Raw genomic sequence first — 25,963 nt, forward strand, 5'->3', positions numbered from 1 at the left:
CGGCAAGCGAATGAGACCCCATGAGCATAGATCAACTATGTGATTGGGGCGAAAGAACGCAGCCAACGCCGCTGCAACTTCAAGTGGGAAGGGTATGACAAATCGAGGTAAGGTGATGGAATACATTGTAGGCGTTGATATCGGTAACTCTTCAACTGAAGTGGCGCTGGGATTACGGAGATCCAATGGTGATTTCCGTTTTATCGCCAGTGCATTAACCGAGACTACTGGTATCAAAGGCACCAAACGTAATTTGTTTGGCATCTACAAAGCACTGAACCTGCTGGTGGAAAAAGCCGGTATTGCTTTAAGTGATCTGAGTCTGATCCGCATTAACGAAGCAACACCGGTTATTGGTGATGTCGCGATGGAAACCATCACGGAAACCATCATTACCGAATCCACTATGATTGGTCATAACCCGAAAACCCCCGGCGGACTCGGCCTGGGTGTGGGCATCACCATTACCTTCGATGAACTGCTTTCCCGCAGCAACAGTGAATCTTATATTGTTGTCGCGCCTGCTCAGCTCGACTTTGCCGATATTGCCGGGATGATCAACGCCGCCGTCAAAGCCGGATACCGCATTGAAGCCGCAATTTTGCAACGCGATGACGGTGTTTTAGTGAATAACCGTCTTGAAAAACCAATTCCGATTGTCGATGAAGTCAGTTATATCGACAGAATTCCGATGGGTATGCTGGCTGCAGTTGAAGTTGCCATGCCCGGACAGGTGATTAGCACCTTGTCCAACCCCTATGGTATCGCCACCGTATTTAATCTCTCTTCAGATGAAACCCGCAATATTGTGCCAGTTGCCCGTGCGCTGATCGGTACCCGTTCTGCGGTAGTGGTGAAAACACCGAAGGGGGACGTCAAAGCCAGAACTATTCCGGCAGGTCATCTGATGCTGTTTGCCAATGGCCGCACCACAACCGTCGATGTGGCCTCCGGCAGTGAAAAAATCATGCAGGCCGTCAAAGCCTGTCGCCAGCTGGATAACGTGACCGGCGAATCCGGTTCCAATATCGGCGGTATGCTGGAAAACGTGCGCCAGACCATGGCAGAGCTGACCAACAAGCCTTCCGGCGAAATCTTTATTCAGGATCTGCTGGCTGTCGATACCTTCGTGCCAGTGAATGTGCAAGGCGGTTTGGCCGGTGAATTCTCACTGGAACAAGCGGTCGGCATCGCTTCAATGGTGAAATCCGATCATCTGCAAATGGCGCGGATCGCCGAAGAAATTCACAACACGCTGCATATCGGAGTGCAAATCGGTGGGGCGGAAGCCGAAGCCGCCATTTTAGGCGCACTTACCACACCCGGCACCACCAAACCGATGGCGATTCTCGATCTGGGTGCCGGCTCCACTGATGCGTCGATCATCAATCCGCAAGGTGAAATCGTTGCCACCCACCTCGCCGGTGCCGGCGATATGGTGACGATGATCATCGCCTCGGAGCTGGGTCTGGAAGATCGCTATCTGGCAGAAGACATCAAGAAATATCCGCTGGCAAAAGTAGAAAGTCTGTTCCACATCCGTCATGAAGACGGCTCAGTGCAGTTTTTTGATAGCCCCCTGCCAGCCGCGGTGTTCGCGCGCGTGGTAGTAGTAAAAGAAGGCAAATTTATCCCGCTTCCCGGCGAGTTTGCGCTGGAAAAAGTACGCAATATCCGCCGTTCCGCCAAAGAGCGCGTATTTGTCGCCAACTCGCTGCGTGCCCTGCAGTTTGTCAGCCCGACCGGCAATATCCGCGATATTCCGTTTGTGGTGCTGGTCGGTGGTTCATCCCTTGATTTTGAGGTGCCGCAACTGGTGACCGATGCCCTGTCTCATTACAACCTGGTCGCTGGCCGCGGCAATATCCGCGGTTGTGAAGGCCCGCGTAACGCTGTGGCCACCGGTCTGATCCTCTCTTATCTGCGGGAGCTGCCGGCATGAAATCACTGCATGAAGAACAGCCCGTCATCATCGTGCATACCCTCGCTGATTGTGAGCAAGGGTTATGGCAACAGGTGTTTTATGGCATCGAAGAGGAAGGCATTCCGTTTCAGCTAAAACCAATAACTGGCAGCGATGTTACGGATGCGGCTTATCTGGCTGCGCAGCAATCGCCGCTCTTAGTAGGGATGGCCTGCAATCGGGAACAACTCGTTATTCATTACAAAAACCTGATGCCTGCCAGCCCGTTATTTCAGTTAAGTAAACCACTGACACAACCAGTGGATGTATTGCGAAGTCTCGGCAATAACGCCGCCAGACTCGTGAAAGGTTTACCGTTTAAGCCGTTGTAATAAGCGTTCATACCAAGCGAAACACAGGAGAGCAAAAATGAACAATGCGTTAGGTCTTGTCGAAACCAAAGGATTAGTCGCTGCCATTGAAGCGGCTGATGCGATGGTGAAATCAGCCAATGTGCAGTTAGTTGGCTACGAAAAAATAGGTTCCGGGCTCGTCACCGTGATGGTGCGGGGTGATGTAGGCGCAGTGAAAGCGGCGGTAGAAGCCGGCTCTGCAGCGGCGAAAAACGTCGGTCAGGTTCAGTCCTGTCATGTGATCCCTCGCCCTCACAGCGATGTGGAAAACATTTTACCGAAATCACTGTAATTCAGGGAAGCCAGCCAGTAAGAGGTGTGCAACGTGAAATTATCACTCGGATTATTAGAAGTCAGCGGCTTTGCGCTGGCCGTCAACACAGCAGATGCCATGGCGAAATCGGCCTCGGTCAAGCTGGTTGGTATTGATACATGCAAAGGTGGTGGTTGGATGACCATCAAAATTACGGGTGATGTGGCTGCGGTCGATGCCGCACTGAGCACTGGCGCGGCTTTCGCAGTGAAACATGGTGGTTTGATCGCGAAATCATTATTAGCCCGTCCTGATACACAGCTGATGCAACAGGTCGTTCCATCAAAAACCAAGGTAGAACAACCAGCACTAACGCCTGAACCAGCAGAAGCACAACCCATCGCTCAGGAAGCCGTTTCCAAAACAGCAACCGACGAAGTGACACCCGATCAGGAAGGAGAACCAACCGTGGATTTTCCTGACGGCAAAGTGACCTGCAACCTCTGTCAGGACCCACTTTGCCCGCGCCAGAAAGGTGAACCACGAAGTAAATGTATTCATGCCAGAGGTCACGCATGATGGAAAAAGAACTCGTCAGAACCGCTGTCTGCCATGTGTTGGATGAACTGCGTCAACACCCTATCCCGCTGGGTGTGTCCAATCGTCATGTGCATTTATCACAAACTGACTATCAGCAATTGTTTCCTGATCAGCCGTTAGCGGTCAAAAAAGCCCTGAAACAACCAGGACAATTTGCCGCCGAACAGACAGTCACCGTTGCCGGCCCGAAAGGTCATCTGAAAAACGTCCGTATTCTCGGACCGTTACGCAGTCAGAGCCAGATTGAAATTTCACGCACCGATGCACGGACTCTGGGAGCCACTGCCCCGCTACGCTTATCCGGCAAACTGAGTAATACGCCGGGCATCAAGCTGATCAGCCCGTTCGGGGAAATCACACTGAATGAAGGCGTGATTGTTGCCCTGCGCCATATTCACATGTCCCCGCTGGATGCGCTGATTTACGGCGTGCAGCACGGTGACTCCGTCAAAGTAGCCATTGAAGGCAGCAGTCGCAAAACCATTTTTGATGATGTTGCGATCCGGGTTTCTCCTGAGATGACGCTGGAAATGCACATTGATACCGACGAAGCCAATGCCGCCGATGTCGATAATCCGGCGGCCTTCGCCACGCTGGTGAGGGAATAGATCATGGCCGCCCTTCCTCTGGATCAAACTGAGCAGATCGTCAGCCGGATCGTTGCTCTGCTGCAGCAACGTGAACGTGCCGTGTTTGCTGCCCGTCAGTCAGATTTAGCGCAAGGACTGTCTCCTTCTGTTTATGTACGTCATGCCAATCTGCACATTCAGCAGCCCGATCTTGGCTTTATGCGCCAACTCGCTGCGCTCGATGCTAATCATCCGGCAGTCGCCACTGCGCTTGATGCGATGTCTTATGGCATTCATCTGCACATCAGTCTGCATCAGCAGTTATTGACTGCCTTACCTGTCGCAGGGCTAAGCAAACTGGCGCTCACCCTCAGTGATCATCAGGGGCAAGCGATCTGGTTATGCCCAAAATCAGTGATTGGTTACAGCGATGTGATCAGTCTGAGACCCGGCACGCTCTTGATTGCGCCGCGCTCGTTATTAACCCCGCTGGCGTCAGATGTGCTGACTCAGCGCCACATGCAATGGATCCGGCCGGAGTAAATCATGCAATTAGCCAAAGTCATCGGTTCCGTCGTTTCGACACAAAAATCACATTCCCTGACCGGAAAGAAATTGCTGTTAGTCCAGTTGCTCAATGCGGATGGCACGCACCCGGAACAAGAACGCTTACGCGAAGAAGTGGCGGTTGATTCCGTCGGTGCCGGTGAAGGTGAAATCGTGCTGATCGCACGGGGAGCTTCTGCGCGCTGGGTATTTAGTGAACCGAACGAAGCAATCGATCTGGCAATTGTCGGCATCGTTGATTCCTTATCGCAAACCCCATCGGTATGAGGAGCGATTCATGAGCATCTACACCAAAACCGGCGATAAAGGCACAACTGCGTTAGTGGGTGGCGCAAGAGTGAAGAAGACCGATTTACGCGTCGAGACTTACGGCACCGTGGATGAACTGAATGCCATGCTGAGTCTGGCCAGTAAGGAAGTCAAAGACGCAGCAAACCAGTCTCTGCTGGAAGCGCTTCAGTATCAGCTGTTTTATCTGGGAGCAGAACTGGCGACGGCTGATCCTGCCGCAACCAAAGCCAATCAACGTGTTGTCACAGCCGATGATATTACGGCAATGGAGAACGCGATTGATCGCTGCATGGCCGCCTTACCACCCGTGCACAGTTTTGTGCTGCCCGGTACCTCTGAAGCCGGCAGCCGGTTACATGTCGCCCGAACCATCGCGCGCCGGGCAGAGCGCCGGTTGGTGGAACTGTCTGAAACGGCCACTATCCGGCCGGAATTACTGAAATATTTAAATCGCCTTTCTGATTGTTTGTATGCCCTTGCCCGTTTTGAAGATCAGCAGGCTCATACCGAGCAGATTGTGAAAACCGTCATTCAGCGCTATCTGTCCGCAACCACCGAACGCCGGAATGCTCTCCCGGCGGCAACAGCTGCTACCCAGGTTGTCAGCGGGCAGTTAGCGCTGGACTTCTCGCTTGCACATCGTCTGCTGCAACAAGCCATCTGTGCAGCAAATGAATTGCAGGTGCCGGTGGTGATAGCCCTCACCGACCGGCATGGCAATGCCATTCTGACTTACCGGATGCCTGACGCGTTATTGGTAAGTCTCGAACTGGCACCGAAAAAAGCTTACACCGCAGTGGCCCTCAAAGCCGCAACTCACGAATTAAGCGCCGCGATCCAGCCCGGTGCCGACCTGTTTCAGCTTGAAGCCAGCAGTGGTGGAAAAGTGGTGACATTCGGCGGCGGTTATCCGCTTTATCGCGACGGTCACCTGGTGGGTGGTTTAGGGATCAGCGGTGGCAGCGTTGAACAAGATATGCGTATTGCACAAGCCGCACTTCATGGATTACATCTGGGGAAAGAAGAATGAATAACACTGAGTTAGAAAGCTTAATCCGCACTATTCTGACTGAACAGCTCACGCCTTCCGCTACGGACACGCCTGCATGTACCGCTTCGTCTGTTGCACTGTTTGATGATGTGGACAGTGCCATCTGTGCAGCGCATGCCGCCTTCCTGCGTTATCAGGAAGCACCGTTAAAAACCCGCAGTGCCATTATTGCCGCCATTCGTGCTGAGATTGCGCCCTGCCTGTCTGAACTGGCAGAACGTGCTGCCGCAGAAACCGGTATGGGCAACACCGCCGACAAGATCCTGAAAAACAAAGCGGCACTGGAAAATACTCCCGGTATCGAAGATTTGAAAACAACTGCTCTGACCGGTGATGAAGGTATGGTGTTGTTTGAATACTCTCCGTTTGGGGTAGTTGGTGCCGTGGCGCCAAGCACAAATCCGACCGAAACCATTATCAATAACAGCATCAGTATGCTGGCCGCCGGAAATGCGATCTATTTCAGCCCGCATCCCGGTGCAAAAAATATCTCTTTGTGGTTAATCCAGAAAATGGAAGAGATCGCCTTCAAAGTCTGCGGTATCCACAATCTGATCGTGACGGTCAAAGAGCCGACTTTTGAAGCCACCCAGCAAATGATGGCACATGACAAAATCGCGTTGTTAGCCATCACCGGTGGCCCCGGTATCGTGAATATGGGGCTGAAAAGCGGGAAAAAAGTGATTGGTGCCGGCGCCGGTAATCCGCCTTGTCTGGTGGATGAAACCGCAGAGATCGTCAAAGCCGCACAAGACATCGTCGCGGGAGCCTCTTTTGACTACAACCTGCCCTGCATCGCAGAAAAAAGCGTGATTGCCGTTGATTGCATCGCCGATCAACTGATTCAGCAAATGCGCGAATTCGGCGCCATGCAGATCACGGATCCTCAACAAATCGCGCAGTTACGCGAAGTCTGCATTCAGAAAGGTGCGGCTAATAAGAGCCTGGTCGGCAAAAGCCCGGCAACGATTCTGGCAGCCGCAGGTATTCCCTGCCCGGCCAAAGAACCGCGACTGATCATTCTGGAAGTCCCGGCCAATGACCCGTTTGTTGTTACCGAACAACTGATGCCGGTGCTGCCGATTGTTCGCGTTGATAACTTTGAACAAGGCCTGCAGCTGGCACTGAAAGTGGAAGATGGCCTGCACCATACGGCCATGATGCATTCACAGAATGTTTCCCGCCTGAACAAGGCTGCACATCTGATGCAAACTTCAATTTTCGTGAAAAACGGCCCTTCCTACGCAGGAATTGGTGTGGGAGCAGAAGGATTCACCACCTTCACCATTGCCACCCCGACCGGCGAAGGCACCACATCAGCCCGCACGTTCGGTCGCTTACGCCGCTGTGTACTGACCAATGGCTTTTCAATTCGCTAAGTTCTGATGAGGCATGAATAAATGAACAAGTTTTTAGTCAGTACGAAAATCTACAGTGGTATTAACAGTCTGGATGTACTGAAGCGGTTTAACGGGAAAAAGATCTGGGTCGTCTGTGACAGTTTTTTAGCCAAAAGTCCGGCGTATACACGGCTCGAAACTCTGTTAGCGCCGCAAAATGAGGTTCATTTATTCAGCGATATCACGCCTGATCCCAGCATTGCCATTGTGGTGGCCGGGATCACCCAATTCAACGCGGTTACACCCGACATCGTCATCGGTTTTGGCGGTGGTTCAGCTATTGATGCCGCCAAAGCCATTGTTTATTTCGCGCGTCAGCAAGGACGGGATATCGAAACCTGTATTGCCATCCCGACCACCAGTGGTACTGGTTCAGAAGTGACCAGTGCAACGGTGATCAGTGATCCGGAAAAAGGCATTAAATATCCGATTTTTGAAGACAGCATCTATCCGGATATCGCGATCCTTGATCCGTCACTGGTCGTGACTGTGCCACCCGCGATCACCGCCAATACCGGGATGGATGTACTGACCCATGCACTGGAGGCCTATGTATCAAAAGGCGCGAGCGATTTTACCGATGCACTGGCTGAAAAAGCCGTGCAACTCGTCTTCCGTTATCTGCCGACTGCCTGTGTTAAAGGTGATTGCCTGCAAACCCGCAGCAAAATGCACAATGCCTCTGCGATGGCAGGTATGGCATTCAGTCAGGCCGGATTGGGGCTGAATCACGCGATTGCGCATCAGTTTGGCGGTCAGTTTCACATCGCGCATGGTCTGGCTAACTCGTTATTACTGACGCAGGTAATCAGCTTTAATGCTGCCAGTGATGTTCGTGCCCTGAAACGCTACGCCAGTATGGCCAAACATTGTCTGTTCTGTGCGCAGGATGCCAGTGATAAAACAGCACTTAATCAGCTACTCAATCATATCCGTCAGTTACAGAAACAGATCGGTATCGTCACTTCGTTACATGCGCTGAAAATCAGCGAAAAACAGGTGCGTAGCTGTTTACCCGACATTATTGCGGCGACACAGGCTGACAGCACATTAAAAACCAACCCTTGTCCGATTACAGATATTGAAATCAGCCGGATTGTAGAGGCTATTCTATGAGCGGATCTGCCGTTATTTTGCAGGAACAACAAATCCGGGCAGTTCTTCAATCACTTGATCTGAATACACTTCCGGAAAAAGTACGTCAGGCCGGTATCGTCGGTGCCGGTGGCGCCGGATTTCCTGCCTATGTGAAATTGCAGGCAAAAGCAGAGATCTATCTGGTCAATGCTGCTGAATGTGAACCCATGCTGAAAGTCGATCAGCAACTGATGACTCAACATGCCAGTCAGCTTATCCGCGGATTACGTTATGGCATGGCGGCGACAGGTGCCAGAGAAGGCATTATTGCGCTGAAAGCAAAATATCAGCCGGCCATTGCCGCGCTGGAGCCACTGTTACCAGAAAACGTACGAATCCACATTCTGCCTGATGTCTATCCTGCCGGTGATGAAGTCATCACCATCTGGCAGGCCACCGGACGCCGGGTTCCCCCTGCTGCATTACCCATCAGTATCGGCGTAGTCGTCAATAATGTGCAGACACTGCTTAATCTTGCTGCCGCATTAGAAACAGAAACACCGGTGACTCACCGGACCCTGACCATCAACGGTGCGGTACGGAATCCAATGACTGTGACGGTTCCGCTGGGAGTGACATTACGCGATGTATTAACGCTCGCAGGAGGAGCCACCATCCCTGATCCGGCGTTTATCAACGGCGGGCCGATGATGGGAAAACTGGTCACAGATCTGGATGCGCCAGTTACCAAAACCACCGGTGGTTTACTGGTTCTTCCGGAAGATCATCTCATCATTCAGCGCCGGAAACGCAGTGATGATGCCATTCTGAATATGGCAAAAACAGTGTGTGAACAATGCGGTTTATGCACCGAACTCTGTCCGCGGCACATCATTGGTCATGAGCTACCACCCCATCTGCTGGTGCGGGCAATGAATTATCAGCAGGTGGCAACACCATCCATTCTGTTATCCGCACTCACCTGCTCCGAATGCAGCGTTTGTGAGAGTTACGCCTGTCCGGTGGAAATTTCACCGATGCGGATCAATCAGTTGCTGAAAAAACAACTCCGTCAGCAAGGTGCGCGGTATCAGGGCGAATTACGCCAGCAGGATCCGATGGCGGAATACCGCATGGTTCCGATCAAACGGCTGATTTCCCGCCTGAATCTTGAACCGTATTACCACGAAGCACCGTTCACGGACCTGTCATGGCAACCGGAAAGCGTCACGCTGCCACTGCAGCAACATATCGGTGTCGCAGCTGAAGCCATTGTTCAGCCCGGCGATCAGGTTGTAACCGGCCAGTGTATTGCCAACCCAAAAGCAGATGCATTGAGTGTTGGCATTCACGCCAGCATCAGTGGCCGGATTACCAGCGTCACGCCGGCAAGTATCACCATTAACCGAGGATAAAGCATGTATCACGCAATTGGTCTGGTCGAATTAAACAGTATCGCCAAAGGCATTCAGGTCACTGATGTCATGCTCAAAAGTGCCAATGTGGATCTGTTGAGTGCAAAAACCATCTGCCCCGGTAAATACATCGTGATGGTGGGTGGTGAAATCGCGGCCGTACAGCAATCAGTACTGAACGGTGAGCACGAAGGCAGTCACATGAAAGTAGACAGCTTTGTCTTGCCCAATGTACATGCCTCCGTTTTACCTGCCATCAGCGGTGTTACTCCGGTAAATAAACGGCAATCGCTGGGCGTAGTTGAAACCTACAGTGTTGCAGCCTGCATTGCTGCCGCAGATTGTGCCGTCAAAGCGGCCAACGTTACGCTGGTACGGGTCCATATGGCCTTCGGGATCGGCGGTAAATGTTATCTCGTGCTGAATGGCGATATTGCCGATGCCACAACAGCAGTAAAAGCCGCCAGCCAGAGTGCCGGAGAAAAAGGGCTGCTGGTACATAGCATGGTGATAGCCAAACCCCATGACGCCCTCTGGCAACAGTTAATCTAATCGGACGAAGGTGGTTTTATGCTGGAACAGTTTCAAACCAAAGAGCGTGTTATTCAGGAATATGTACCGGGGAAACAGATCACGCTGGCACATCTGATCGCCAATCCGAATAAAGAACTCTACAAAAAACTCGGGCTGAATGAAGCCGCCAGTGCTATCGGCATCTTAACAATCACACCGAGTGAAGGTGCCATCATTGCCAGCGATATCGCCACCAAATCCGGTGCTGTCACGATCGGCTTTATCGATCGATTCACAGGTGCCGTCATCATCACCGGTGATGTCTCTGCCATCGAATATGCCTTACGGCAGGTCATTCACGTTCTGGGTGACATGATGAAATTCAGCGCCTGCGAATTAACGCGGACATAACCATGATGAAACGAATCATGCTTATCGGACAAAGCCAGTGCGGCAAAACGTCATTGCTGCAACGCCTGCAGGGTGAGCCCATGCAGTATCAGAAAACACAGGCGCTCGGTTATTTCGACTGCGCCATCGATACGCCCGGTGAATATCTGGAGAACCGCTGCCTTTACAGTGCATTGATCACCACCTCGTGCGATGCCGACATTATTGCTCTTGTCCAGAGTGCCGACTGCCAGCAAGGCTTTTTTGCGCCGATGTTTGCTACCGCATTCAACAAGCCGGTGATCGGCATTATTACCAAAGCCGATACCGCAAAAGATGAAGCCGCCTTGTCATTCGCGACTAACCAGCTCAGACAAGCAGGTGCCGAATACTTGTTCGTTACGTCCTCAATAACCGGAGATGGTATTTCACCGCTCCTGGACTATCTCAATTAACGTCGTCAATCGGAGTACACCATGTTGCAAAAAATCATGGCGATAAATGCCGGCAGCTCTTCTCTTAAATTTCAGCTTTTCTCCATGCCGGATGAACAAGTGATTACCAAGGGAATGATCGAACGAATCGGCAAGCAGGATGCTTTTTTTAGCATTCAGTATGGGGAACAAAAGCACCGTGAAACCTTTGCCGTGGAAAATCATCAGCAGGCGGTTGATCACTTGTTGTCAGCTTTGCTTGATCACGAGATCATAAAATCACTGGATGAAATTGCCGGTGTCGGCCACCGCGTTGCTCACGGCGGTGAAGCATTCAGCGATTCTGCGTGTATTGATGCCGCAGCATTACAGCAAATTGAGCATCTGGGCACACTGGCCCCTTTGCATAATCCGGTGAATGCCATTGGTATCCGCGCCTTTATGGAAGCGCTGCCTCATGCTAAAGCCGTTGCAGTGTTTGATACCTCCTTCCATCAGACAATGCCCCCGGAAACCTTTTTATATGCCCTGCCTTATCGTTACTACCAGGAACAAGGTATCCGTCGCTATGGCTTTCACGGCACCAGCCATAAATACGTCAGTCAGATCTGTGCCGAAAAAATGGAAACACCTCTTTCAGACCTGCGCCTGATCAGTTGCCATCTGGGAAATGGTTCCAGTCTGTGTGCCATTCAACATGGTCGTTCGGTGAATACATCTATGGGTTTTACGCCACTGGCTGGCGTTATGATGGGAACACGGTGCGGCGATATTGATCCGTCCATCATGCCGTATCTGGCAAAACAGGAAAATAAAACCGCGGATGAACTTAACGCGCTGATCAATAATGAGTCCGGTCTGCTCGGTATTTCCGGTGTTTCCAATGATTACCGGGATGTAGAACAAGCTGCAAAAGAAGGTAATGAACGGGCGCAACTGGCCCTGAAAATGTTTGCAGAACGCATCCGGAGTTTTATCGGCAGCTACATCGCTCACATGGGTGGATTAGATGCGCTGATTTTTACCGGCGGGATCGGTGAGAACTCCCGTACCGCCCGTGCAGCAATATGTCATGCACTGGAATATCTCGGCATTGCCCTTGATGAAACAAAAAATAATGCGAATGAAACCTTTATTCAGCAGGATTCCGGCCCGGTCAAAATTGCCGTGATCAACACGAATGAAGAATTAATGATTGCCCGTGACGTCATGAGAGTGTGAATTATGAAAGGTAAAGTATGGTTAGTAGGCGCCGGCCCCGGAGATGCATCCCTGATTACAGTAAAAGGACTGCATTGTATCCGTAATGCAGATGTACTGGTCTACGATCGGCTGGTTTGCCGTGAATTGCTGGAAGAAGCCAGTGCAGATTGCGAGCTGATTAATGTCGGAAAAACCCCGAACAATCACCCGATCCCTCAGGATGAAATTAACCAGATCCTGGTAGCTCAGGCTTTAATGGGGCGTGAGGTTGTACGTCTTAAAGGCGGTGATCCTTATGTATTTGGCCGTGGTGGCGAAGAAGTCGAAACGCTGGCCAAAGTCGGTATTCCGTTTGAAGTGGTACCCGGCATTACCTCTGCGATTGGCGGATTAGCCTACGCCGGTATTCCGGTTACTCACCGGGATCATGCCTCTTCATTTCATGTGATTACCGGACATTTACAGCAAGGGAAAGAGCCGCAGGATTGGGCAACTTTAGCCAGATTACAGGGCACACTGGTCATTCTGATGGGGATGTCGCAGATTGATACGATTTGCGCTCAGTTGATCGAACACGGTAAACCGGCCGATACCCCTGCCGCTGCGGTAATGTATGCCAGCCGCAATGTTCAGCAATCCGCCGCCGGGACACTGGCGACTTTACCGGAAGATGTCATCCGTGCCGGCATTAAAGCACCGGCGTTGATCGTGATCGGTGAGGTGGTACAGCTACAGTCATTGCTGCAATTTACGCCAACCGCGATGCAATTAAATGAAATCGCAGGCATTAGTGAGATAGCATAGTCACTTACGGTTGCAGGAAAGGGATCAACACAGATGGCGAAAAGCGGTCAGCACGGCGGTAACGTGCTGGAAATAGCGGAGAAATATGGTCTGAATGTCAGTGATATTCTGGATTTCAGTGCCAATATTAACCCCTTGGGAATGCCTGATTCATTAAAGCAGGCGATTATCGGGCACCTTTCCCTGGCCGAACGCTATCCTGACATCGAATACCGCCAGTTGCATGCTGCACTGGCAAGGCATAACGCCTGCCCGCAGTCATGGGTACTGGCCGGTAACGGCGCCACTGAGTTGATCTTTGCACTGGTACAACAGATCAAACCGGAAAAAGCGATGTTGCTGGTTCCGGGATTTGCCGAATACCGTCGTGCACTGGAGCGGGCCGGTTGTGAGATCGTCAATTATCCGTTGTTTGAAGAAGAAGATTTTCAACCCAACGAACGGTTACTGACGGCGCTTACTGATGATTTGGATTGTCTGTTCTTATGCACTCCGAATAACCCGACAGGTCAGCAACCGGACAAATCGCTCCTTCAGGCTATCGCGGCGGTTTGTCATCAGAAACAGATCGCGCTGATTGTCGATGAATCCTTTATTGATTTTCTTCCGCATGAAACCGGTATGGTGCCTTTGCTGGCAGATTATCCCAATCTGTATGTACTGCGTTCATTAACGAAATTTTTTGCCATTCCGGGCCTGCGCCTGGGTTATCTGCTAAGTGCCAACACGGCTGCAGTTTCACAAATGCGCGATTACCGGGAACCCTGGACCATCAACGCCTTTGCCGCACTGGCCGGTGAAGTGATTTTGGGTGATCGGGAATATATTCAGGCAACGCATCGCTGGCTGGCTGCAGAACAAAGACACCTGTTTAATGCCCTGAATGCCCTGCCCGGCTTACGTGTCTGGCGACCTGCTGCGAACTACATCTTTTTTCACTGTCTGCGTGACAATCTTGATCTGCAGAAAGCACTGCTACAGCACCATATTTTGATCCGTCATTGCGCCAATTATCCGGGATTAACCGCTAACCATTACCGTGTGGCGATAAAAAGTCCGGAAGATAATGTCAGGCTGATCCGGGCGATGCAGCAGGTATTTACCGATGGCTGAGGCATCCTGTCCGGCATCCTGCGGTGAATTCATTCAGGGTTGGATCAATGGTGGAGAAAAACTGATCTCCTGCCCTATTAACTGGTTCAGTACAGTCGAAGTAACTGAGGGCACACCTGAATCCAGTGAACGCCCGCGGATGCGTCAGGCCCTCAGAATTGTATTGAAAGCTGTTGGATACTCAGATGATGTCAGTAAATTACTGCGTATCCGCTTTGATTCGACGATCCCTGTCGCCAAAGGAATGGCCAGCAGTACAGCTGATATCGCAGCAACTATTGTTGCTACTGCACGGTTATTAAAAAAACGACTATCAGAGCAGGAAATCGCCAATATTTGCCTTCAGATAGAACCTACCGACAGCACTATTTTCGAGGCGCTCACCTTATTTGATCATAACAATGGTAAGACGCAAATCGGCCACAACTGGTCGCCGAAATTGGATATTCTGATTCTGGAAAGTGATGCCCGGCTGATAACGGCTGATTACCATCAGATTGATCGCCGGCAGACATTACTGGCAAATGCAGAGAAGCTGGAAAAAGCCTGGTGTTATTTTCAGGAAGCAGCTCAAAACAACAATCTATATAAATTGGGTGAAGCAACCACATTGAGCGCGGAAGCCAGTCAGCAGATCTTACCCAAACCGGCATTTCATGATCTGATGCAATTAGTTGATAAGCATAATCTTTATGGTTTGAATGTCGCACATAGCGGCACAGTGGTAGGCCTATTATTTGATAACCGACAGCACGATGTTGAAAAAATCATGTCAGAGGTTAAAAGTTCATATTTGAACAGACACTACCCGCAGCAACATTATTGTTTATTGGCTGCGGGCGGTATCAGATAATTCACTCTATTGATAATTGCGTTTGCGGCGAACCAAATACCGGAAAGCCCTCTTCACTCCAGCTTAATGTCTGAATACAGGTATGACGATTCGGATCCCATAATGGATCACCTTCTATTTCAGTATAATTCCGGGCGTGATAGACCAGTAAATCCTGCTTACCATCTTTCGTTTGCGTGAAACTATTATGCCCCGGCCCGAAAATTCGTTTTTCCCATGATGTCTGAAATACGGGTTCCGGATTCTTATGCCAGTTTTCCGGATTCAACAGATCAGCATTCTGATCGGCGTATAACAGCCCCATGCAATAGTTTTCATCGGTGGCACTGGCGGAATAACTGATAAAGATCCGGCCATTGCGTTTTAGCACTGAAGGCCCTTCATTGACCCAAAAACCGCGGGTTTCCCAGTCAAATTCCGGCTTGCTCAATAATACCGGTTCAGAAAGTAGCTCTGTCGGGCTTTTCATTTGAGCAATATAAAGACTTGAATTACCACGGATATCCGGATGTTTTTGTGCCCAAACATAATAGAGCTTATTGTCGTGAGTGAAGGTGGTGGCATCCAGACAGAATGCATTAATTCCTGAGTCTACCTGACCTAAAAAACGCCATTCCCCTTCCAGCGGATTTTCACTTTCATTTCCAATCACATACATACGATGCTGAAAAGCTGCATCTTTTATTTCCCGGTTCGGTGCTGCGGCAAAATAGATATACCAGTGGTTATTAATATAATGAATTTCCGGAGCCCAGATCAGATCACTGCATGGCCCTGTTTCTGGTTTGGTCCAGGCGGTGATAATTTCATTCGTGGTGCTTAATTCAGCTAACTCCCGGGAACGTCGCAATTCAATACGATCATATTCCGGGACGGAAGCCGTGAAATAGTAATAACCATCCGTATGCAGATAAATATGCGGATCAGCTCTTTGTTCAATAACCGGGTTCATGATTTTCATGTTTATAACTCCGTTGCCTAAAACAAAATAAAACAGATGAAATTCATCAAGTTCGCAGTAAATCTAAATATGTTATGTGTATATCCTGAATTCAGAGCGCACGAATCCCGCGCCGGAATAAGACGCAAAAATTAATCAGACTAAATTCAGAAGGTGGATCTACCGTTTATGTAGATTCACGAATATATAACTCACCTTCAATTTTTATCAGCGGTAACGCCTCTTCCGGCGACACCTTGCAAATCAGTTCAACGGCTTTTCTGCCCATCTCGTCATAAGGTAAATCAATCGAGCTCAGTCCCGGTGTCAGTTCACTGGCTAACAGCTGGTTGTCATATCCCATCACCGCAATATCGTCCGGAATGGTCAGACCTTTTTTCGCAATCGCCTGATAACAACCCACCGCCATTAAGTCACTGGCGCAAAAGATCGCGTCCGGTCTGGGTGTTAATTCCAGAAGACGAAGCGTTTCCAGATAACTCTGCTTAACCGACCAGTTGCCTTCCACAATCCAGTCCGGATTAGCCGGAATGTCGGCATTCACCAGCGCCTGCTGATAACCCTTTTGGCGCTGGATGGATGACTCTGACCAACTCTCCCCGGTGATCATGGCGATATACCGGTAATTCCGGGAAATTAAGTGATCGGTGGCCCGGTACCCTCCCAGAAAATCGGCGGCCACTACTGCCGAAGTAGTGCTGGGAACATCGCAAAAGCAGTTCAGCATCACCGTCGGGATCTGCGGAGCATCATCCAGCGGCGATATCGACTTCGGCGTGTTCGAAGCAAATATCATCCCCTGATAATCGTCTTCTTTTATCTCGGAAAAGATGGCCTGTTTTAACTCTTCGTCTTCTTCGTAATCGAATACAACCAGCAGGTAATCGAGTTCCCATGCTCTGGTTTTAGCGGCAGAGACAGCGTTGATGAACGGGTCATGCATGTTCAGACTATTCACCACCAGTGCAATACGCGGATGCATATTGCTGTGACGTATATTCTGTTTCAGTGCATACCCCAGTTCTCTGGCTTTATTCAGCACTTTAATGCGCGTGGCTTCCGACACTTTAATGCTGTCAGAGCCATTCAGGATGGCGGACACCGTCGGCTGAGACACCCCTGCCTCAGTGGCAATATCGCTCATTGTTACTTTCTTCTTACGCATATTCTGCCTATTACTCTACCGCTAAAATCCGATTCAAAACTCAGAACAAACTGAGTCAGACAATCCGTTGATTACTACAAGTTAGCCAGCATTTCGTTGACCCGGGACTCGGCATCCGCAAGGGCCGAATCGATATCTTTGGCTCCGGTAATGGCTGCCGCCAGTTCTTCACCAATGATGTCCTGAATAGCGAACTGTCGTTCAACCTTGCTCGGTAAACCGGTGCCAATCTTCGTAACATCCATCAGGTTGGTACGCTGTGGCAATGCCTGAAATTCCGGTTTTTCCAGCACAGCTTTGACGCTCGGTAAATGTCCGGTACGCGACCACTGGAAGTCGTTGTCAGCCATGAATTTATAAAATGCGCCGATAGCGGCCAGTTCATCCTGACTATGCTCTTTATTTGGCATGACCCATGAGTGACCATCAACATAGGTGGCTGCTTTTGCCTTATACAACTGAGGATAAGGCACTGCGGCATAACTTTCATACAGTGCACTGGTCGCTTTATGCGATTCCGCATCGTAAGTGCCGAGCAACCAGTTACCGTTCAGTAATATACCGCCTTCCCCGTTGGAAAACGCAGACACGGTCGCCGGATAATCCATATTTTTAGTGGTCAGACCTTCGTCATAGATCTGCTTGAACAAGCTTACAATATTTTTTGCTTCAGGAGTGCTGAGCTGTATGTGCGTAGGATCTTTAAATATTTCAGCGCCTTGCTGGAACATATAGGTATAGAAGAGGCGCGCGTAGGCAGCGGTTTCGTTAGATAAAATCTGCACGAAATACGGTTTGCCGGTCGCCTTCTTGAACTGACGCGCCTGTTTCAGTAGTTCATCCGGCGTAGTTGGTAAGACCGGTTTGCCGGAAGCATCCATCAACCCGGCCTGTTTCATCAGTTTGGTATTGATGTGATACAGCATGGTCCAGGTATCAATTGGCAGACCATACATTTTCTCATTGCGTACTACACCGTTCTGCGCAGTCGGCGTAAAAACCGATTTATCGACTTTCGCTGTCGCCAGAATATCGTCGATCGGCAGGATCAAATCACGGGACTGGTAATCCGCAATTACTGAGTTATGCATCGTCACCAAATCAGGCGGTGTTCTTGAAGCCATCTGCGCGGTTAACTGATCGTAACCCGGCCATTCCACGGTTGAAACTTTGACTTCAATATCCGGATGCTCGGCACTGAATTTGTTGATCAGTGTGGTCATGATGCCGCACTCGCCTTCGGCGGCACTGACGTCGGTGCTTTTCCCGTATTCGGCATCACAGGCACCAAAGAAACGCTGCAGGTGTAACTGTGTCGCGGCAAATGCACTGGAGGCATTAAGTAAAGAAGCTAAAGTCATGCAAACAAAAACGCGTGAATGTTTCATTATTCATTCCCTTCCTGAATGAGATCATCTCTCATATTCGTTGTTGTGTTGTTCTGTTACTGCATTGTTTAGTTACTGCATTGATTCATCCTGTCTGTCATTGTTTCACTGCACCTCCTGACACCGCGGTCACTATGTGTTTCTGGAAAAAGATGTAGACAAGAATGATCGGGATCGCAGAGAAAATGGCCTGCGAAGAGAGGAAGCCCAGCCCTTCACTCTGCGCAAAATTGGATTGAGATGACGCAATACCCACCGTCAGCGTGAACATTTCTTTCTGCGTGGCAGAAATCAACGGCCAGAAATAGTCATTCCAGGAAGTCAGGAAAGTCAGGATACCCAGCGTCGCCTGTGCCGGCAGCGTTAACGGCAGCAGCACCTTCCAGAAGATTTTGAAACGGGAGGCATTATCCAGTAAGGCCGCTTCATCGATCTCTTTCGGAATCGCCTTGAAAAACTGCGTCATCAGGAATACGCCAAAGGGTGCCGATAACCCCGGTAAAATCAGCCCCAAATAGGTGTTATGCAGACCGAACTGACTGAACAGCTGATGACGGGCAATGATCACTGCCTGCTCCGGCACTGCCAGCCCCATCAGGATCACCACAAACAGCACTCGTTTGAACGGAAACTCCAGCCGCGCAAACGCATATCCGGTCAGTGAAGAGAGCGCCAGCACACCCAGCGTCATACAACCGGAAACAATCAGACTGTTTTTCAGCCAGCCGAATACTGCAGAACTCTCCATAATGTTCAGGTAGTTCTTCAGCGTGTAAGGGAAACGGAACACCGTTTCCGTCCCCATCATCAGTTCCTGATTCGACTTGAACGACAGCCCCAGCGTCCACAGGAACGGTGCCAGCATGAGTAATGAGAGCAGCACAGTAAAAATCAGCACCGCCCGGCTGGTTTTGGTGACACCCGGATTATGAGTGACCAATTGTTTTTCGGTATCAGACGCACGGATCTGAAGACCTGAATTCATAACTTTGGCTTGAGACATCAGGCATTCCTCTTTGAACGGCTGGAAACAAAAAACTGCGCCATGGCTGCCACCAGAATGACGGCAAACAGGATCTGGGAAGCGGCAGCAGCAAGACCGATATCCCAGCGTCGGAAACCAACGTCGTAAATGAACATCACCATTGAGCGCGAGGCGTTATTCGGGCCGCCGTTGGTCATGAGCAATGCCTGTCCGAACAATTGAAACTGCATGACAATTTCAATAATGACGACCAGCACAATCGTGCGCATGATGGAAGGAACAGTGATCCGGAAAAATACGGTCCAGCGGCTGGCGTTATCCAGTGCAGCAGCTTCATAAATCTCTTTCGGGATCTGCTGCAAAGCTGCGATAAACAGCATCATCGGCAAGCCCAGACACCACCAGACCGTGGCGACTGCGACCGCAATCAGTGACCAGTTGGGATCAGACAAAAAGGCGATCGGCTCCATCCCTAACTTCGTAAAGATGTTCGCCATCAGGCCGTCATTCGGAATAAAGACGATGCGCCAGATCAGCGTGACCACCGTGACCGACAAAATGGTCGAGGAGAAAAAGATCCCGCGCAGACTGGCAGCAACCCAGGTCTGCTTGTTCAGCGCGATGGCCAGAAACAGCCCGAGCACGACGAGTGCCGGCACCGTCAGCAGAACAAAATAGAGTGTATTACCGACCGTCTGCAGGAAAATCTTATCGCTGAGTAATCGCTGATAATTAGCCAAGCCGACAAAGCGACCGCCACCAAACAGATCCACCTTTTCAAAACTCAGGCTGATCCCCCATACCAGCGGGATCAGGATCATCGCGATAAATACCAGCAAATACGGCAGGATGAAGGCCAGATTCAGCCACTCACCCCGGTTACGAATTTGATCTTTCATCATTCTTCTCCGTGGTAAGCAACACCGTTGGCATCAAACAGATGAACTGAAACTTTGTTCATCTTCAGATGCACTGTTTCCCCGGCACTGATTTGCGATTTACCATCCGTATCCGCAATCAGCATCCGGCCATCGGCCAGCCGGACATACAGCAGCGTACGTTCCCCTAGCCGTTCAACAAAGGAAACGGTGCCACTGACTTCGGCTTCTGCTTCATCCACCAAATCAATGTCTTCCGCCCGGACACCTAATTCAAAGCATCCCTGCGGATCCGGCAATTTTGCATAAGCAATGCTGGTGTCGATCGGTTTCATCCCGTCGATCTGCACTGTGGTAGTGCCGCCGTCATTGGTTAACGCCGCCACATTGACGAAGTTCATGGCAGGTGTACCGACAAAACCGGCCACAAATTTCGAAGCAGGTCGCTGATAGATATCGATCGGTGTACCGATTTGTTCAATCCGGGTGTTATTCAGCACCACGATACGATCGGCCAGTGTCATCGCTTCCACCTGATCATGGGTAACGAAAATCATGGTGGCTTTTACGCGCTGATGCAGTTGCGCCAGCTCAATACGGGTACGGCCACGCAATGCGGCATCCAGGTTGGAAAGTGGTTCGTCAAACAGGAACGCTTTCGGTTCTCTGACAATCGCCCGCCCGATCGCCACACGCTGGCGCTGACCACCGGAAAGCTCAGCGGGTTTGCGTTTCAGCAGGTGCGTCATTTCCAGCATTTCTGCGGCCGACTTGATTCTGGTGCGGATCACATCCGGATCAGTACCAATATTTTTCAGCCCGAATGCCATGTTGTCTTCCACGGTCATATGCGGATACAACGCATAATTCTGGAACACCATCGACACATCGCGTTTGCCGGGCGGCAGCACATCAAGGCGATTCTGATCCATCCAAATCTCACCGTCACTGATACTTTCCAGGCCGGCGATCATGCGCAGCAAAGTGGATTTGCCACAGCCTGACGGGCCTAGAAAAACAATGAACTCACTCGGTTCAATCGAGAAGGATATGTCATCCAAAATCGTTAAATCATTGTAGCGCTTAGTTAAATTTCTAATTTCGATAGCCGATGACATAACGTTTATTCCTTTAACTGGATGAAATGATAGGAAAGAGGCGCAACAGAAATCTCAATCTGCTGATTGTCGATAACCGGAGCCTCGCCTTTATCGGGTCTGATACGATCCGGAAACTGGCTGGAGTTGCAGCTTTGCAGATCGTGACCACTAAGAGTCTGATGCGCACTTACGTGCAAATTCTGAAATTGCTGAAATTCGGTACGCAGAGAGATGTGTTCACTTTCATGGCGGTTAACAATGAATAAATTGAGTGTTTTCTCTTCTTCATTGTAAACGGCGGACATATCGATATACGGCACGTCACTCGCCCATTCCACCGCATAGCAAGGGCTGTGAATGTCTAACTGCAATGCGTTGCCGCGTGCATGTAATGACGCCAGCTTAAAAGGATGGAAAATGGTCTGCCGCCAGGCTGCACCACCTTCCTCTGTCATGATCGGCGCAATCACATTGACCAGCTGAGCGAGACAGGCAATTTTGACGATATCGCTTTTGCGGATAAAACTGTTGATCAGACAAGCAACCAGCAGCGCATCTTCAAAGTTGTAGATATCTTCCAGAATGGCGGGCGCATGCGGCCAGCCTTCCTGACCTGACAATATCTTCTTGTCTTGTTCCTCTGAGTGATACCAGACATTCCACTCATCAAAACTGATATAAATCTGTTTATCGGAATACTTCTTCGCCTTCACATAATTGATGGTGGACGCAACGGTATCGATGTAGCGTTCCATCCGCAGGGATTGCGCCAGAAAGCGTGCTGTATTGCTTTCGTGGTTTTTGAAATACATATGCAGAGAAATGTAATCAACCGCATCGTAGGTGTGTTCCAGCACCGTTTTTTCCCACTCAGGAAACGTCGGCATATCCGGACTGGAAGAACCACACACCACCAGTTCCAGATTTCTGTCAAATGCCCGCATCGCTTTCGCGGTTTCATAAGCGATACGACCATATTCATCAGCCGTTTTTTGACCAATCTGCCACGGGCCATCCATCTCATTACCCAGACACCAGGTTTTGACACCCCAGGGTTGTTCGCGGCCATTCTTACGACGTAAATCAGACCAGTAAGATCCTTGCGGATGGTTTACATATTCCAGAAAGTTGCGGGCATCGCTTAAGCCTCTCGAACCCAGATTCACCGCCAGCATCATTTCACTGCCTACCGTTTCGGCCCAGTTGGCAAATTCATGGATACCGATCTGATTGGATTCACTGGAGTGCCATGCCAGATCTAAACGGGTTGGTCGCTGCGCCTTCGGGCCAATGCCATCTTCCCAGTTGTAGGCCGAGACAAAATTTCCGCCCGGATAACGCACCACCGGAACCTGTAATTCCTTCACCAGTTCGATCACATCGCCACGAAATCCCTCCTGATTGGCAGAAGGATGCTCAGGTTCGTAAATACCAGAATATATCGCACGCCCCATATGTTCGATGAACGAACCGAAGATTCGTTTATCAACTTCCGATATGACAGAATTTTTGTTTACTGTAACCAAGACTTCCATGACCTGCTCCAATCGTGAGTTTGCAGTCAGAATTGCCCGAAAGCAGCAACTAATAATTATTAGTAATAATGTTAGTAGACTTATTTTCTCAGCAATCCCGTGTTTTCAGAAACAGGAGACAAATCACAATTACTGGTGAAAAAACACGCGTTGGGAGGGATATACAGAACAAACAGAGTTCAAAAGGAACCAGTGGAATTTTTATGCAGTTGAAAAATCCATATTTTCGACAAAAGACAAAAGCGGATTCTAAAGAGACCCAAACGTAGTGGGAAATGACGCTCAGCGAATATCAGAAATAAAAAAGGTGAACCCACAATATGGGCTCACCAAGAGGACTAAAGAGTTATCTTATTCACTTACATTAACGAAAGACTTATCCGCAAAATTAGGCTGAAGTTGCAACGCACCCGGAGTTGTGTTTTCTACAACAATCTCTTTATCAACAGAGAAGGTGATTGGTTCAACCGCAGACACATCTGATGATGAAGCTACGTAAACCTTATAAACACCCGGTTCAACGATCCACTGGTTATGGGCTTCGTCAAAGCTGGCCAGAGTTTCTGCTGAAATGTTGAACGTCAGCTGCTGCGCAGCACCCGATTCCAGCTTGTCAGTCTTGGCGAAAGCTTTCAGCTCAATCTCTGGTTTTTTCAGCTTCACTTCCGGCGCATTAACATAAACCTGAGCAACTTCCTTACCAGCTACAGAGCCCGTGTTAGTCACGTTGGTCGTGATGGTCACACTGCCTGTTTTACCCTGACCGTTTAAGGTGTTATTCGCTACAGCAGAATTGCCGAAGCTAAAAGTGGTGTAGGACAGACCGAAACCGAACGGATACGAGACGCCCTTTTTAAAGGTATGGTAATAACGATAACCGACGTAAATGTCTTCGTTATAGTACTGGTTATAATCCGCCAATTTAGGTGTGATTGATGTATCTACATTTGGATCAACAGGACCTGCGTTGTCATAGGTACTTTCTGTCACACCCGGGAAAGTAGTAGATGAAGGCACATCGGCATAGCTGGCAGGGAATGTCTGCGCCAGCTTACCGCTTGGGCTGACAACACCCGCGATAATGTCTGCAATCGCATTACCCGCTTCCTGACCTGGCTGATAAGCCAACAGAATACCGTCAACCTTATCTTTCCAGGCAGTGGTATCAATAACACCACCGATGTTCAGAATCACCACCACTTTCTTGCTCTGAGCATGGAATGCGGTTGTTACATTATCAATTAACGCCGTTTCAGTTGGTGTTAACAGATAATCACCTTCTGCGGCAGTACGATCGGTACCCTCCCCGGCATTACGTGAAATCGTAATAACAGCAACGTCACTGGATAAAGCAGCAGCATTAATTTGTTCAACCGAAACTTCAGGCTCCGGACAGGCAATAACTTCCGAGACACCAAACGTATCCGTTGTCACCGTTTTATTAGCACTGAAGAATTCCTGATAGAAAGTGCCTATCTCTTCATCAATGGCATATTTTTCTGCCAGACCATCATAAATATTTTTGATATAAGGTGAATGCACATCGCCACTACCAGTACCACCCTTAAAGGTATTTATCTGACCGATACCAAATGAGGCCATTTTTTGTGACATTGCGATAGGCAATGCTGAACCATCATTTTTCAACAACACCATGCCTTCCTCAGCAGCTTGTTTAGCTATCTGAGCGTGACCGTTTAAATCAGGATTATTTGAATATTGGTAATTCTGTCCTGATGGCGCTTTGAGAACTTGCGTTAAAGTGCGAACCACATCCCGGTTGATGATTTCATCACTCAACTGGTTATTCTTGTGAGCATCCTGCAATACGGTTAACCAGTCAGCGCCTCTGAAGATGCGATAGGCTCCGCCTGGCTGGATCACATCAGTACCCGCTTTTACCAGCGCTACCGGATCCCAGCCTGACCACCAGTCACTCATCGCGAAACCATTGAATTTCCATTCATCACGCAGAATATTCGTCATCAGGTCTGTTCGTTCGCCTGCGTTGACACCATTAATAGAGTTATAAGAGGTCATCAATGCCCAGGGACGAGATTTTTCAACCGTATATTGAAAACCACGCAAATAGATTTCACGCAGTGCACGTGGTGTGACAACCGCATTCACTGTTCTGCGGTTTGTCTCTGAGTTATTGGCCGCGAAATGTTTAATCGTTGCACCAATACCCTCACTCTGAGCACCGTCTACAACGGCGGCTGCAATCACACCCGAAATAAGCGGATCTTCAGAATAATACTCAAAGTTACGGCCGTTTAACGGATTTCGCTGAATATTCAATCCTGGTGCCAACCAGAAATCAACGCCATATTCTTTGGCTTCATTACCAGCCGCTTCACCAACTTCTTTAGCCAGTTCCGCGTTCCAGGTTGACGCTAATAATGTTCCGGTCGGAAAAGCGGTCGCGTAATAAGTACCGGATTCAGGATCCAGACCTTCCTGACCTTCACGTGTCGGATAAATACGAATGCCCGCCGGACCATCAACCAGCTTGGCTGCAGGAATATCAAGACCCGTCGCTTCGTTGTAAACACCATTGATATATCCGGCCGCCCCCGGAACAATTTTTTTCACGTTGGAGATCTGCGAATAATCAGTACCATATGTTCTTGAATTATTACTGCCCGGGGTAGTGGTATATCCTGGGCCGATCAACATTTTAATCTTTTCATCGACAGTCATTTTGGCAACCAAACCTTCTGCCATCGATTTATAATATGCATCATCTTTAACTGTAGATGTCGATTTATCAGATGAGTTGTCATTACAGCCAGTAATAACACCAGATATTGCGATTGCAACAGCCATTGTCACTATGGACAGCTTTGGTTTAAACCCTGTCATATTATCTTCCTTTAGGTTTGATCGGTATCACAAAATATCATTTATTGTAAAATAGGAACTAAAGCATTAGTTCGCTACCAGCATCCTAATAATAATGATTTATAAAGATAATAATTTGCATCTGGGTGCAATAAGGTTGCACCAGAGAGCATGAGTTAATATTGTGATATATACCACACTCTGTTATTCAAAAAAAAAACGAAACCAAATAATTAAAAATGCCATGCATTAACCTCC

Annotated in this window: 26 protein-coding genes; 18 read left to right on the forward strand and 8 right to left on the reverse strand. The window is 49.4% G+C overall.

The features are described 5' to 3' along the window. Positions 1–115: 115 nt before the first annotated feature. The 18 genes from TOLA_RS08590 to TOLA_RS08675 are packed head-to-tail and all read left to right on the forward strand — an operon-like array spanning position 116 to position 14,849. On the forward strand, positions 116–1,942 hold the full coding sequence (locus tag TOLA_RS08590) for a diol dehydratase reactivase subunit alpha (protein WP_015878770.1): 1,827 nt from the start codon (positions 116–118) through the stop codon (positions 1,940–1,942). After that, positions 1,939–2,295, forward strand: a complete 357-nt coding sequence (locus tag TOLA_RS08595) for a glycerol dehydratase reactivase beta/small subunit family protein (RefSeq protein WP_015878771.1) — start codon at positions 1,939–1,941, stop codon at positions 2,293–2,295. Before TOLA_RS08590 ends, TOLA_RS08595 begins: the two co-directional genes overlap by 4 nt. A 37-nt stretch (positions 2,296–2,332) precedes the next feature. Beyond that, complete coding sequence (gene pduJ, locus TOLA_RS08600) at positions 2,333–2,608, forward strand: propanediol utilization microcompartment protein PduJ (RefSeq protein WP_015878772.1); 276 nt, start codon at positions 2,333–2,335, stop codon at positions 2,606–2,608. A 33-nt stretch (positions 2,609–2,641) separates the two neighbouring features. Next, complete coding sequence (locus tag TOLA_RS08605) at positions 2,642–3,148, forward strand: BMC domain-containing protein (protein ID WP_015878773.1); 507 nt, start codon at positions 2,642–2,644, stop codon at positions 3,146–3,148. Beyond that, entirely contained in the window at positions 3,145–3,777 is a 633-nt protein-coding gene (locus TOLA_RS08610; protein ID WP_015878774.1) for a phosphate propanoyltransferase, read from the forward strand. Before TOLA_RS08605 ends, TOLA_RS08610 begins: the two co-directional genes overlap by 4 nt. Positions 3,778–3,780: 3 nt before the next feature. Then, entirely contained in the window at positions 3,781–4,281 is a 501-nt protein-coding gene (gene pduM / locus TOLA_RS08615) for a microcompartment protein PduM (protein WP_015878775.1), read from the forward strand. Between the two features lie 3 nt (positions 4,282–4,284). Continuing rightward, positions 4,285–4,572, forward strand: coding sequence for a EutN/CcmL family microcompartment protein (locus TOLA_RS08620; RefSeq protein ID WP_015878776.1), 288 nt, complete (start codon positions 4,285–4,287; stop codon positions 4,570–4,572). 10 nt (positions 4,573–4,582) lie between these two features. Next, positions 4,583–5,626 (forward strand): cob(I)yrinic acid a,c-diamide adenosyltransferase, encoded by a 1,044-nt coding sequence (locus TOLA_RS08625; protein ID WP_015878777.1) that lies wholly within the window; start codon positions 4,583–4,585, stop codon positions 5,624–5,626. Next, entirely contained in the window at positions 5,623–7,026 is a 1,404-nt protein-coding gene (locus TOLA_RS08630; RefSeq protein WP_015878778.1) for an aldehyde dehydrogenase family protein, read from the forward strand. Before TOLA_RS08625 ends, TOLA_RS08630 begins: the two co-directional genes overlap by 4 nt. 21 nt (positions 7,027–7,047) lie before the next feature. After that, on the forward strand, positions 7,048–8,163 hold the full coding sequence (locus TOLA_RS08635) for a 1-propanol dehydrogenase PduQ (RefSeq protein WP_015878779.1): 1,116 nt from the start codon (positions 7,048–7,050) through the stop codon (positions 8,161–8,163). Continuing rightward, positions 8,160–9,539: a 4Fe-4S dicluster domain-containing protein gene (locus tag TOLA_RS08640; RefSeq protein ID WP_015878780.1), complete on the forward strand. Its 1,380-nt coding sequence runs from the start codon at positions 8,160–8,162 to the stop codon at positions 9,537–9,539. Before TOLA_RS08635 ends, TOLA_RS08640 begins: the two co-directional genes overlap by 4 nt. A 3-nt stretch (positions 9,540–9,542) precedes the next feature. Beyond that, positions 9,543–10,091, forward strand: a complete 549-nt coding sequence (locus TOLA_RS08645; RefSeq protein ID WP_015878781.1) for a BMC domain-containing protein — start codon at positions 9,543–9,545, stop codon at positions 10,089–10,091. Between the two features lie 21 nt (positions 10,092–10,112). After that, positions 10,113–10,463 carry an ethanolamine utilization microcompartment protein EutS gene (gene eutS, locus TOLA_RS08650; protein ID WP_041609804.1) on the forward strand — a complete coding sequence of 117 codons (351 nt, stop codon included), beginning with the start codon at positions 10,113–10,115 and terminating at the stop codon, positions 10,461–10,463. A 2-nt stretch (positions 10,464–10,465) separates the two neighbouring features. Continuing rightward, the gene (locus tag TOLA_RS08655) at positions 10,466–10,897 is read left to right on the forward strand and encodes a EutP/PduV family microcompartment system protein (RefSeq protein ID WP_015878783.1); all 432 of its coding nucleotides are present in this window, start codon (positions 10,466–10,468) and stop codon (positions 10,895–10,897) included. A 21-nt stretch (positions 10,898–10,918) separates the two neighbouring features. Next, on the forward strand, positions 10,919–12,097 hold the full coding sequence (locus TOLA_RS08660; RefSeq protein WP_015878784.1) for an acetate/propionate family kinase: 1,179 nt from the start codon (positions 10,919–10,921) through the stop codon (positions 12,095–12,097). A 3-nt stretch (positions 12,098–12,100) separates the two neighbouring features. After that, positions 12,101–12,883, forward strand: coding sequence for a uroporphyrinogen-III C-methyltransferase (gene cobA / locus TOLA_RS08665; RefSeq protein ID WP_015878785.1), 783 nt, complete (start codon positions 12,101–12,103; stop codon positions 12,881–12,883). A gap of 33 nt (positions 12,884–12,916) precedes the next feature. Then, positions 12,917–13,996, forward strand: coding sequence for a threonine-phosphate decarboxylase CobD (gene cobD / locus TOLA_RS08670; RefSeq protein WP_015878786.1), 1,080 nt, complete (start codon positions 12,917–12,919; stop codon positions 13,994–13,996). After that, the gene (locus TOLA_RS08675; protein ID WP_015878787.1) at positions 13,989–14,849 is read left to right on the forward strand and encodes a GHMP family kinase ATP-binding protein; all 861 of its coding nucleotides are present in this window, start codon (positions 13,989–13,991) and stop codon (positions 14,847–14,849) included. The genes cobD and TOLA_RS08675 overlap by 8 nt, the downstream gene beginning before the upstream one ends. Position 14,850: 1 nt before the next feature. Here the strand turns inward: TOLA_RS08675 and TOLA_RS08680 are convergent, their stop codons facing one another. From TOLA_RS08680 to TOLA_RS08715, 8 genes are all read right to left on the reverse strand, one after another. Beyond that, positions 14,851–15,810 carry a glycoside hydrolase family 43 protein gene (locus TOLA_RS08680; RefSeq protein ID WP_015878788.1) on the reverse strand — a complete coding sequence of 320 codons (960 nt, stop codon included), beginning with the start codon at positions 15,808–15,810 and terminating at the stop codon, positions 14,851–14,853. Between the two features lie 166 nt (positions 15,811–15,976). Further along, on the reverse strand, positions 15,977–16,975 hold the full coding sequence (locus TOLA_RS08685; RefSeq protein ID WP_015878789.1) for a LacI family DNA-binding transcriptional regulator: 999 nt from the start codon (positions 16,973–16,975) through the stop codon (positions 15,977–15,979). 74 nt (positions 16,976–17,049) lie between these two features. Further along, positions 17,050–18,363, reverse strand: coding sequence for an extracellular solute-binding protein (locus TOLA_RS08690; protein ID WP_015878790.1), 1,314 nt, complete (start codon positions 18,361–18,363; stop codon positions 17,050–17,052). 97 nt (positions 18,364–18,460) lie between these two features. After that, positions 18,461–19,366 (reverse strand): carbohydrate ABC transporter permease, encoded by a 906-nt coding sequence (locus TOLA_RS08695; RefSeq protein WP_015878791.1) that lies wholly within the window; start codon positions 19,364–19,366, stop codon positions 18,461–18,463. Continuing rightward, a complete protein-coding gene (locus TOLA_RS08700; RefSeq protein WP_015878792.1) occupies positions 19,366–20,247 on the reverse strand; it encodes a carbohydrate ABC transporter permease in 882 nt (293 codons plus the stop codon). Before TOLA_RS08700 ends, TOLA_RS08695 begins: the two co-directional genes overlap by 1 nt. Then, positions 20,247–21,344, reverse strand: coding sequence for an ABC transporter ATP-binding protein (locus tag TOLA_RS08705; protein ID WP_015878793.1), 1,098 nt, complete (start codon positions 21,342–21,344; stop codon positions 20,247–20,249). Before TOLA_RS08705 ends, TOLA_RS08700 begins: the two co-directional genes overlap by 1 nt. A 5-nt stretch (positions 21,345–21,349) precedes the next feature. After that, positions 21,350–22,861, reverse strand: coding sequence for an arabinosylfuranosidase ArfA (gene arfA / locus TOLA_RS16970; RefSeq protein ID WP_015878794.1), 1,512 nt, complete (start codon positions 22,859–22,861; stop codon positions 21,350–21,352). Positions 22,862–23,212: 351 nt separating this feature from the next. Beyond that, positions 23,213–25,726 carry a beta-glucosidase gene (locus TOLA_RS08715; protein ID WP_015878795.1) on the reverse strand — a complete coding sequence of 838 codons (2,514 nt, stop codon included), beginning with the start codon at positions 25,724–25,726 and terminating at the stop codon, positions 23,213–23,215. Between the last annotated feature and the right edge of the window lie 237 nt (positions 25,727–25,963).

This window comes from Tolumonas auensis DSM 9187 (genome assembly GCF_000023065.1).
Classification (GTDB): Bacteria; Pseudomonadota; Gammaproteobacteria; order Enterobacterales; family Aeromonadaceae; genus Tolumonas; species Tolumonas auensis.

What these genes read in the sequence shown, in the direction of transcription:
- TOLA_RS08590 (WP_015878770.1), top strand. Translation starts at nt 116, where the DNA reads ATGGAATACATTGTAGGCGTTGATATCGGTAACTCTTCAACTGAAGTG.
- TOLA_RS08595 (WP_015878771.1), top strand. Translation starts at nt 1,939, where the DNA reads ATGAAATCACTGCATGAAGAACAGCCCGTCATCATCGTGCATACCCTC.
- pduJ (WP_015878772.1), top strand. Translation starts at nt 2,333, where the DNA reads ATGAACAATGCGTTAGGTCTTGTCGAAACCAAAGGATTAGTCGCTGCC.
- TOLA_RS08610 (WP_015878774.1), top strand. Translation starts at nt 3,145, where the DNA reads ATGATGGAAAAAGAACTCGTCAGAACCGCTGTCTGCCATGTGTTGGAT.
- pduM (WP_015878775.1), top strand. Translation starts at nt 3,781, where the DNA reads ATGGCCGCCCTTCCTCTGGATCAAACTGAGCAGATCGTCAGCCGGATC.
- TOLA_RS08620 (WP_015878776.1), top strand. Translation starts at nt 4,285, where the DNA reads ATGCAATTAGCCAAAGTCATCGGTTCCGTCGTTTCGACACAAAAATCA.
- TOLA_RS08625 (WP_015878777.1), top strand. Translation starts at nt 4,583, where the DNA reads ATGAGCATCTACACCAAAACCGGCGATAAAGGCACAACTGCGTTAGTG.
- TOLA_RS08630 (WP_015878778.1), top strand. Translation starts at nt 5,623, where the DNA reads ATGAATAACACTGAGTTAGAAAGCTTAATCCGCACTATTCTGACTGAA.
- TOLA_RS08635 (WP_015878779.1), top strand. Translation starts at nt 7,048, where the DNA reads ATGAACAAGTTTTTAGTCAGTACGAAAATCTACAGTGGTATTAACAGT.
- TOLA_RS08640 (WP_015878780.1), top strand. Translation starts at nt 8,160, where the DNA reads ATGAGCGGATCTGCCGTTATTTTGCAGGAACAACAAATCCGGGCAGTT.
- TOLA_RS08645 (WP_015878781.1), top strand. Translation starts at nt 9,543, where the DNA reads ATGTATCACGCAATTGGTCTGGTCGAATTAAACAGTATCGCCAAAGGC.
- TOLA_RS08655 (WP_015878783.1), top strand. Translation starts at nt 10,466, where the DNA reads ATGATGAAACGAATCATGCTTATCGGACAAAGCCAGTGCGGCAAAACG.
- TOLA_RS08660 (WP_015878784.1), top strand. Translation starts at nt 10,919, where the DNA reads ATGTTGCAAAAAATCATGGCGATAAATGCCGGCAGCTCTTCTCTTAAA.
- cobA (WP_015878785.1), top strand. Translation starts at nt 12,101, where the DNA reads ATGAAAGGTAAAGTATGGTTAGTAGGCGCCGGCCCCGGAGATGCATCC.
- cobD (WP_015878786.1), top strand. Translation starts at nt 12,917, where the DNA reads ATGGCGAAAAGCGGTCAGCACGGCGGTAACGTGCTGGAAATAGCGGAG.
- TOLA_RS08675 (WP_015878787.1), top strand. Translation starts at nt 13,989, where the DNA reads ATGGCTGAGGCATCCTGTCCGGCATCCTGCGGTGAATTCATTCAGGGT.
- TOLA_RS08680 (WP_015878788.1), bottom strand. Translation starts at nt 15,810, where the DNA reads ATGAAAATCATGAACCCGGTTATTGAACAAAGAGCTGATCCGCATATT.
- TOLA_RS08685 (WP_015878789.1), bottom strand. Translation starts at nt 16,975, where the DNA reads ATGCGTAAGAAGAAAGTAACAATGAGCGATATTGCCACTGAGGCAGGG.
- TOLA_RS08690 (WP_015878790.1), bottom strand. Translation starts at nt 18,363, where the DNA reads ATGAAACATTCACGCGTTTTTGTTTGCATGACTTTAGCTTCTTTACTT.
- TOLA_RS08695 (WP_015878791.1), bottom strand. Translation starts at nt 19,366, where the DNA reads ATGTCTCAAGCCAAAGTTATGAATTCAGGTCTTCAGATCCGTGCGTCT.
- TOLA_RS08700 (WP_015878792.1), bottom strand. Translation starts at nt 20,247, where the DNA reads ATGAAAGATCAAATTCGTAACCGGGGTGAGTGGCTGAATCTGGCCTTC.
- TOLA_RS08705 (WP_015878793.1), bottom strand. Translation starts at nt 21,344, where the DNA reads ATGTCATCGGCTATCGAAATTAGAAATTTAACTAAGCGCTACAATGAT.
- arfA (WP_015878794.1), bottom strand. Translation starts at nt 22,861, where the DNA reads ATGGAAGTCTTGGTTACAGTAAACAAAAATTCTGTCATATCGGAAGTT.
- TOLA_RS08715 (WP_015878795.1), bottom strand. Translation starts at nt 25,726, where the DNA reads ATGACAGGGTTTAAACCAAAGCTGTCCATAGTGACAATGGCTGTTGCA.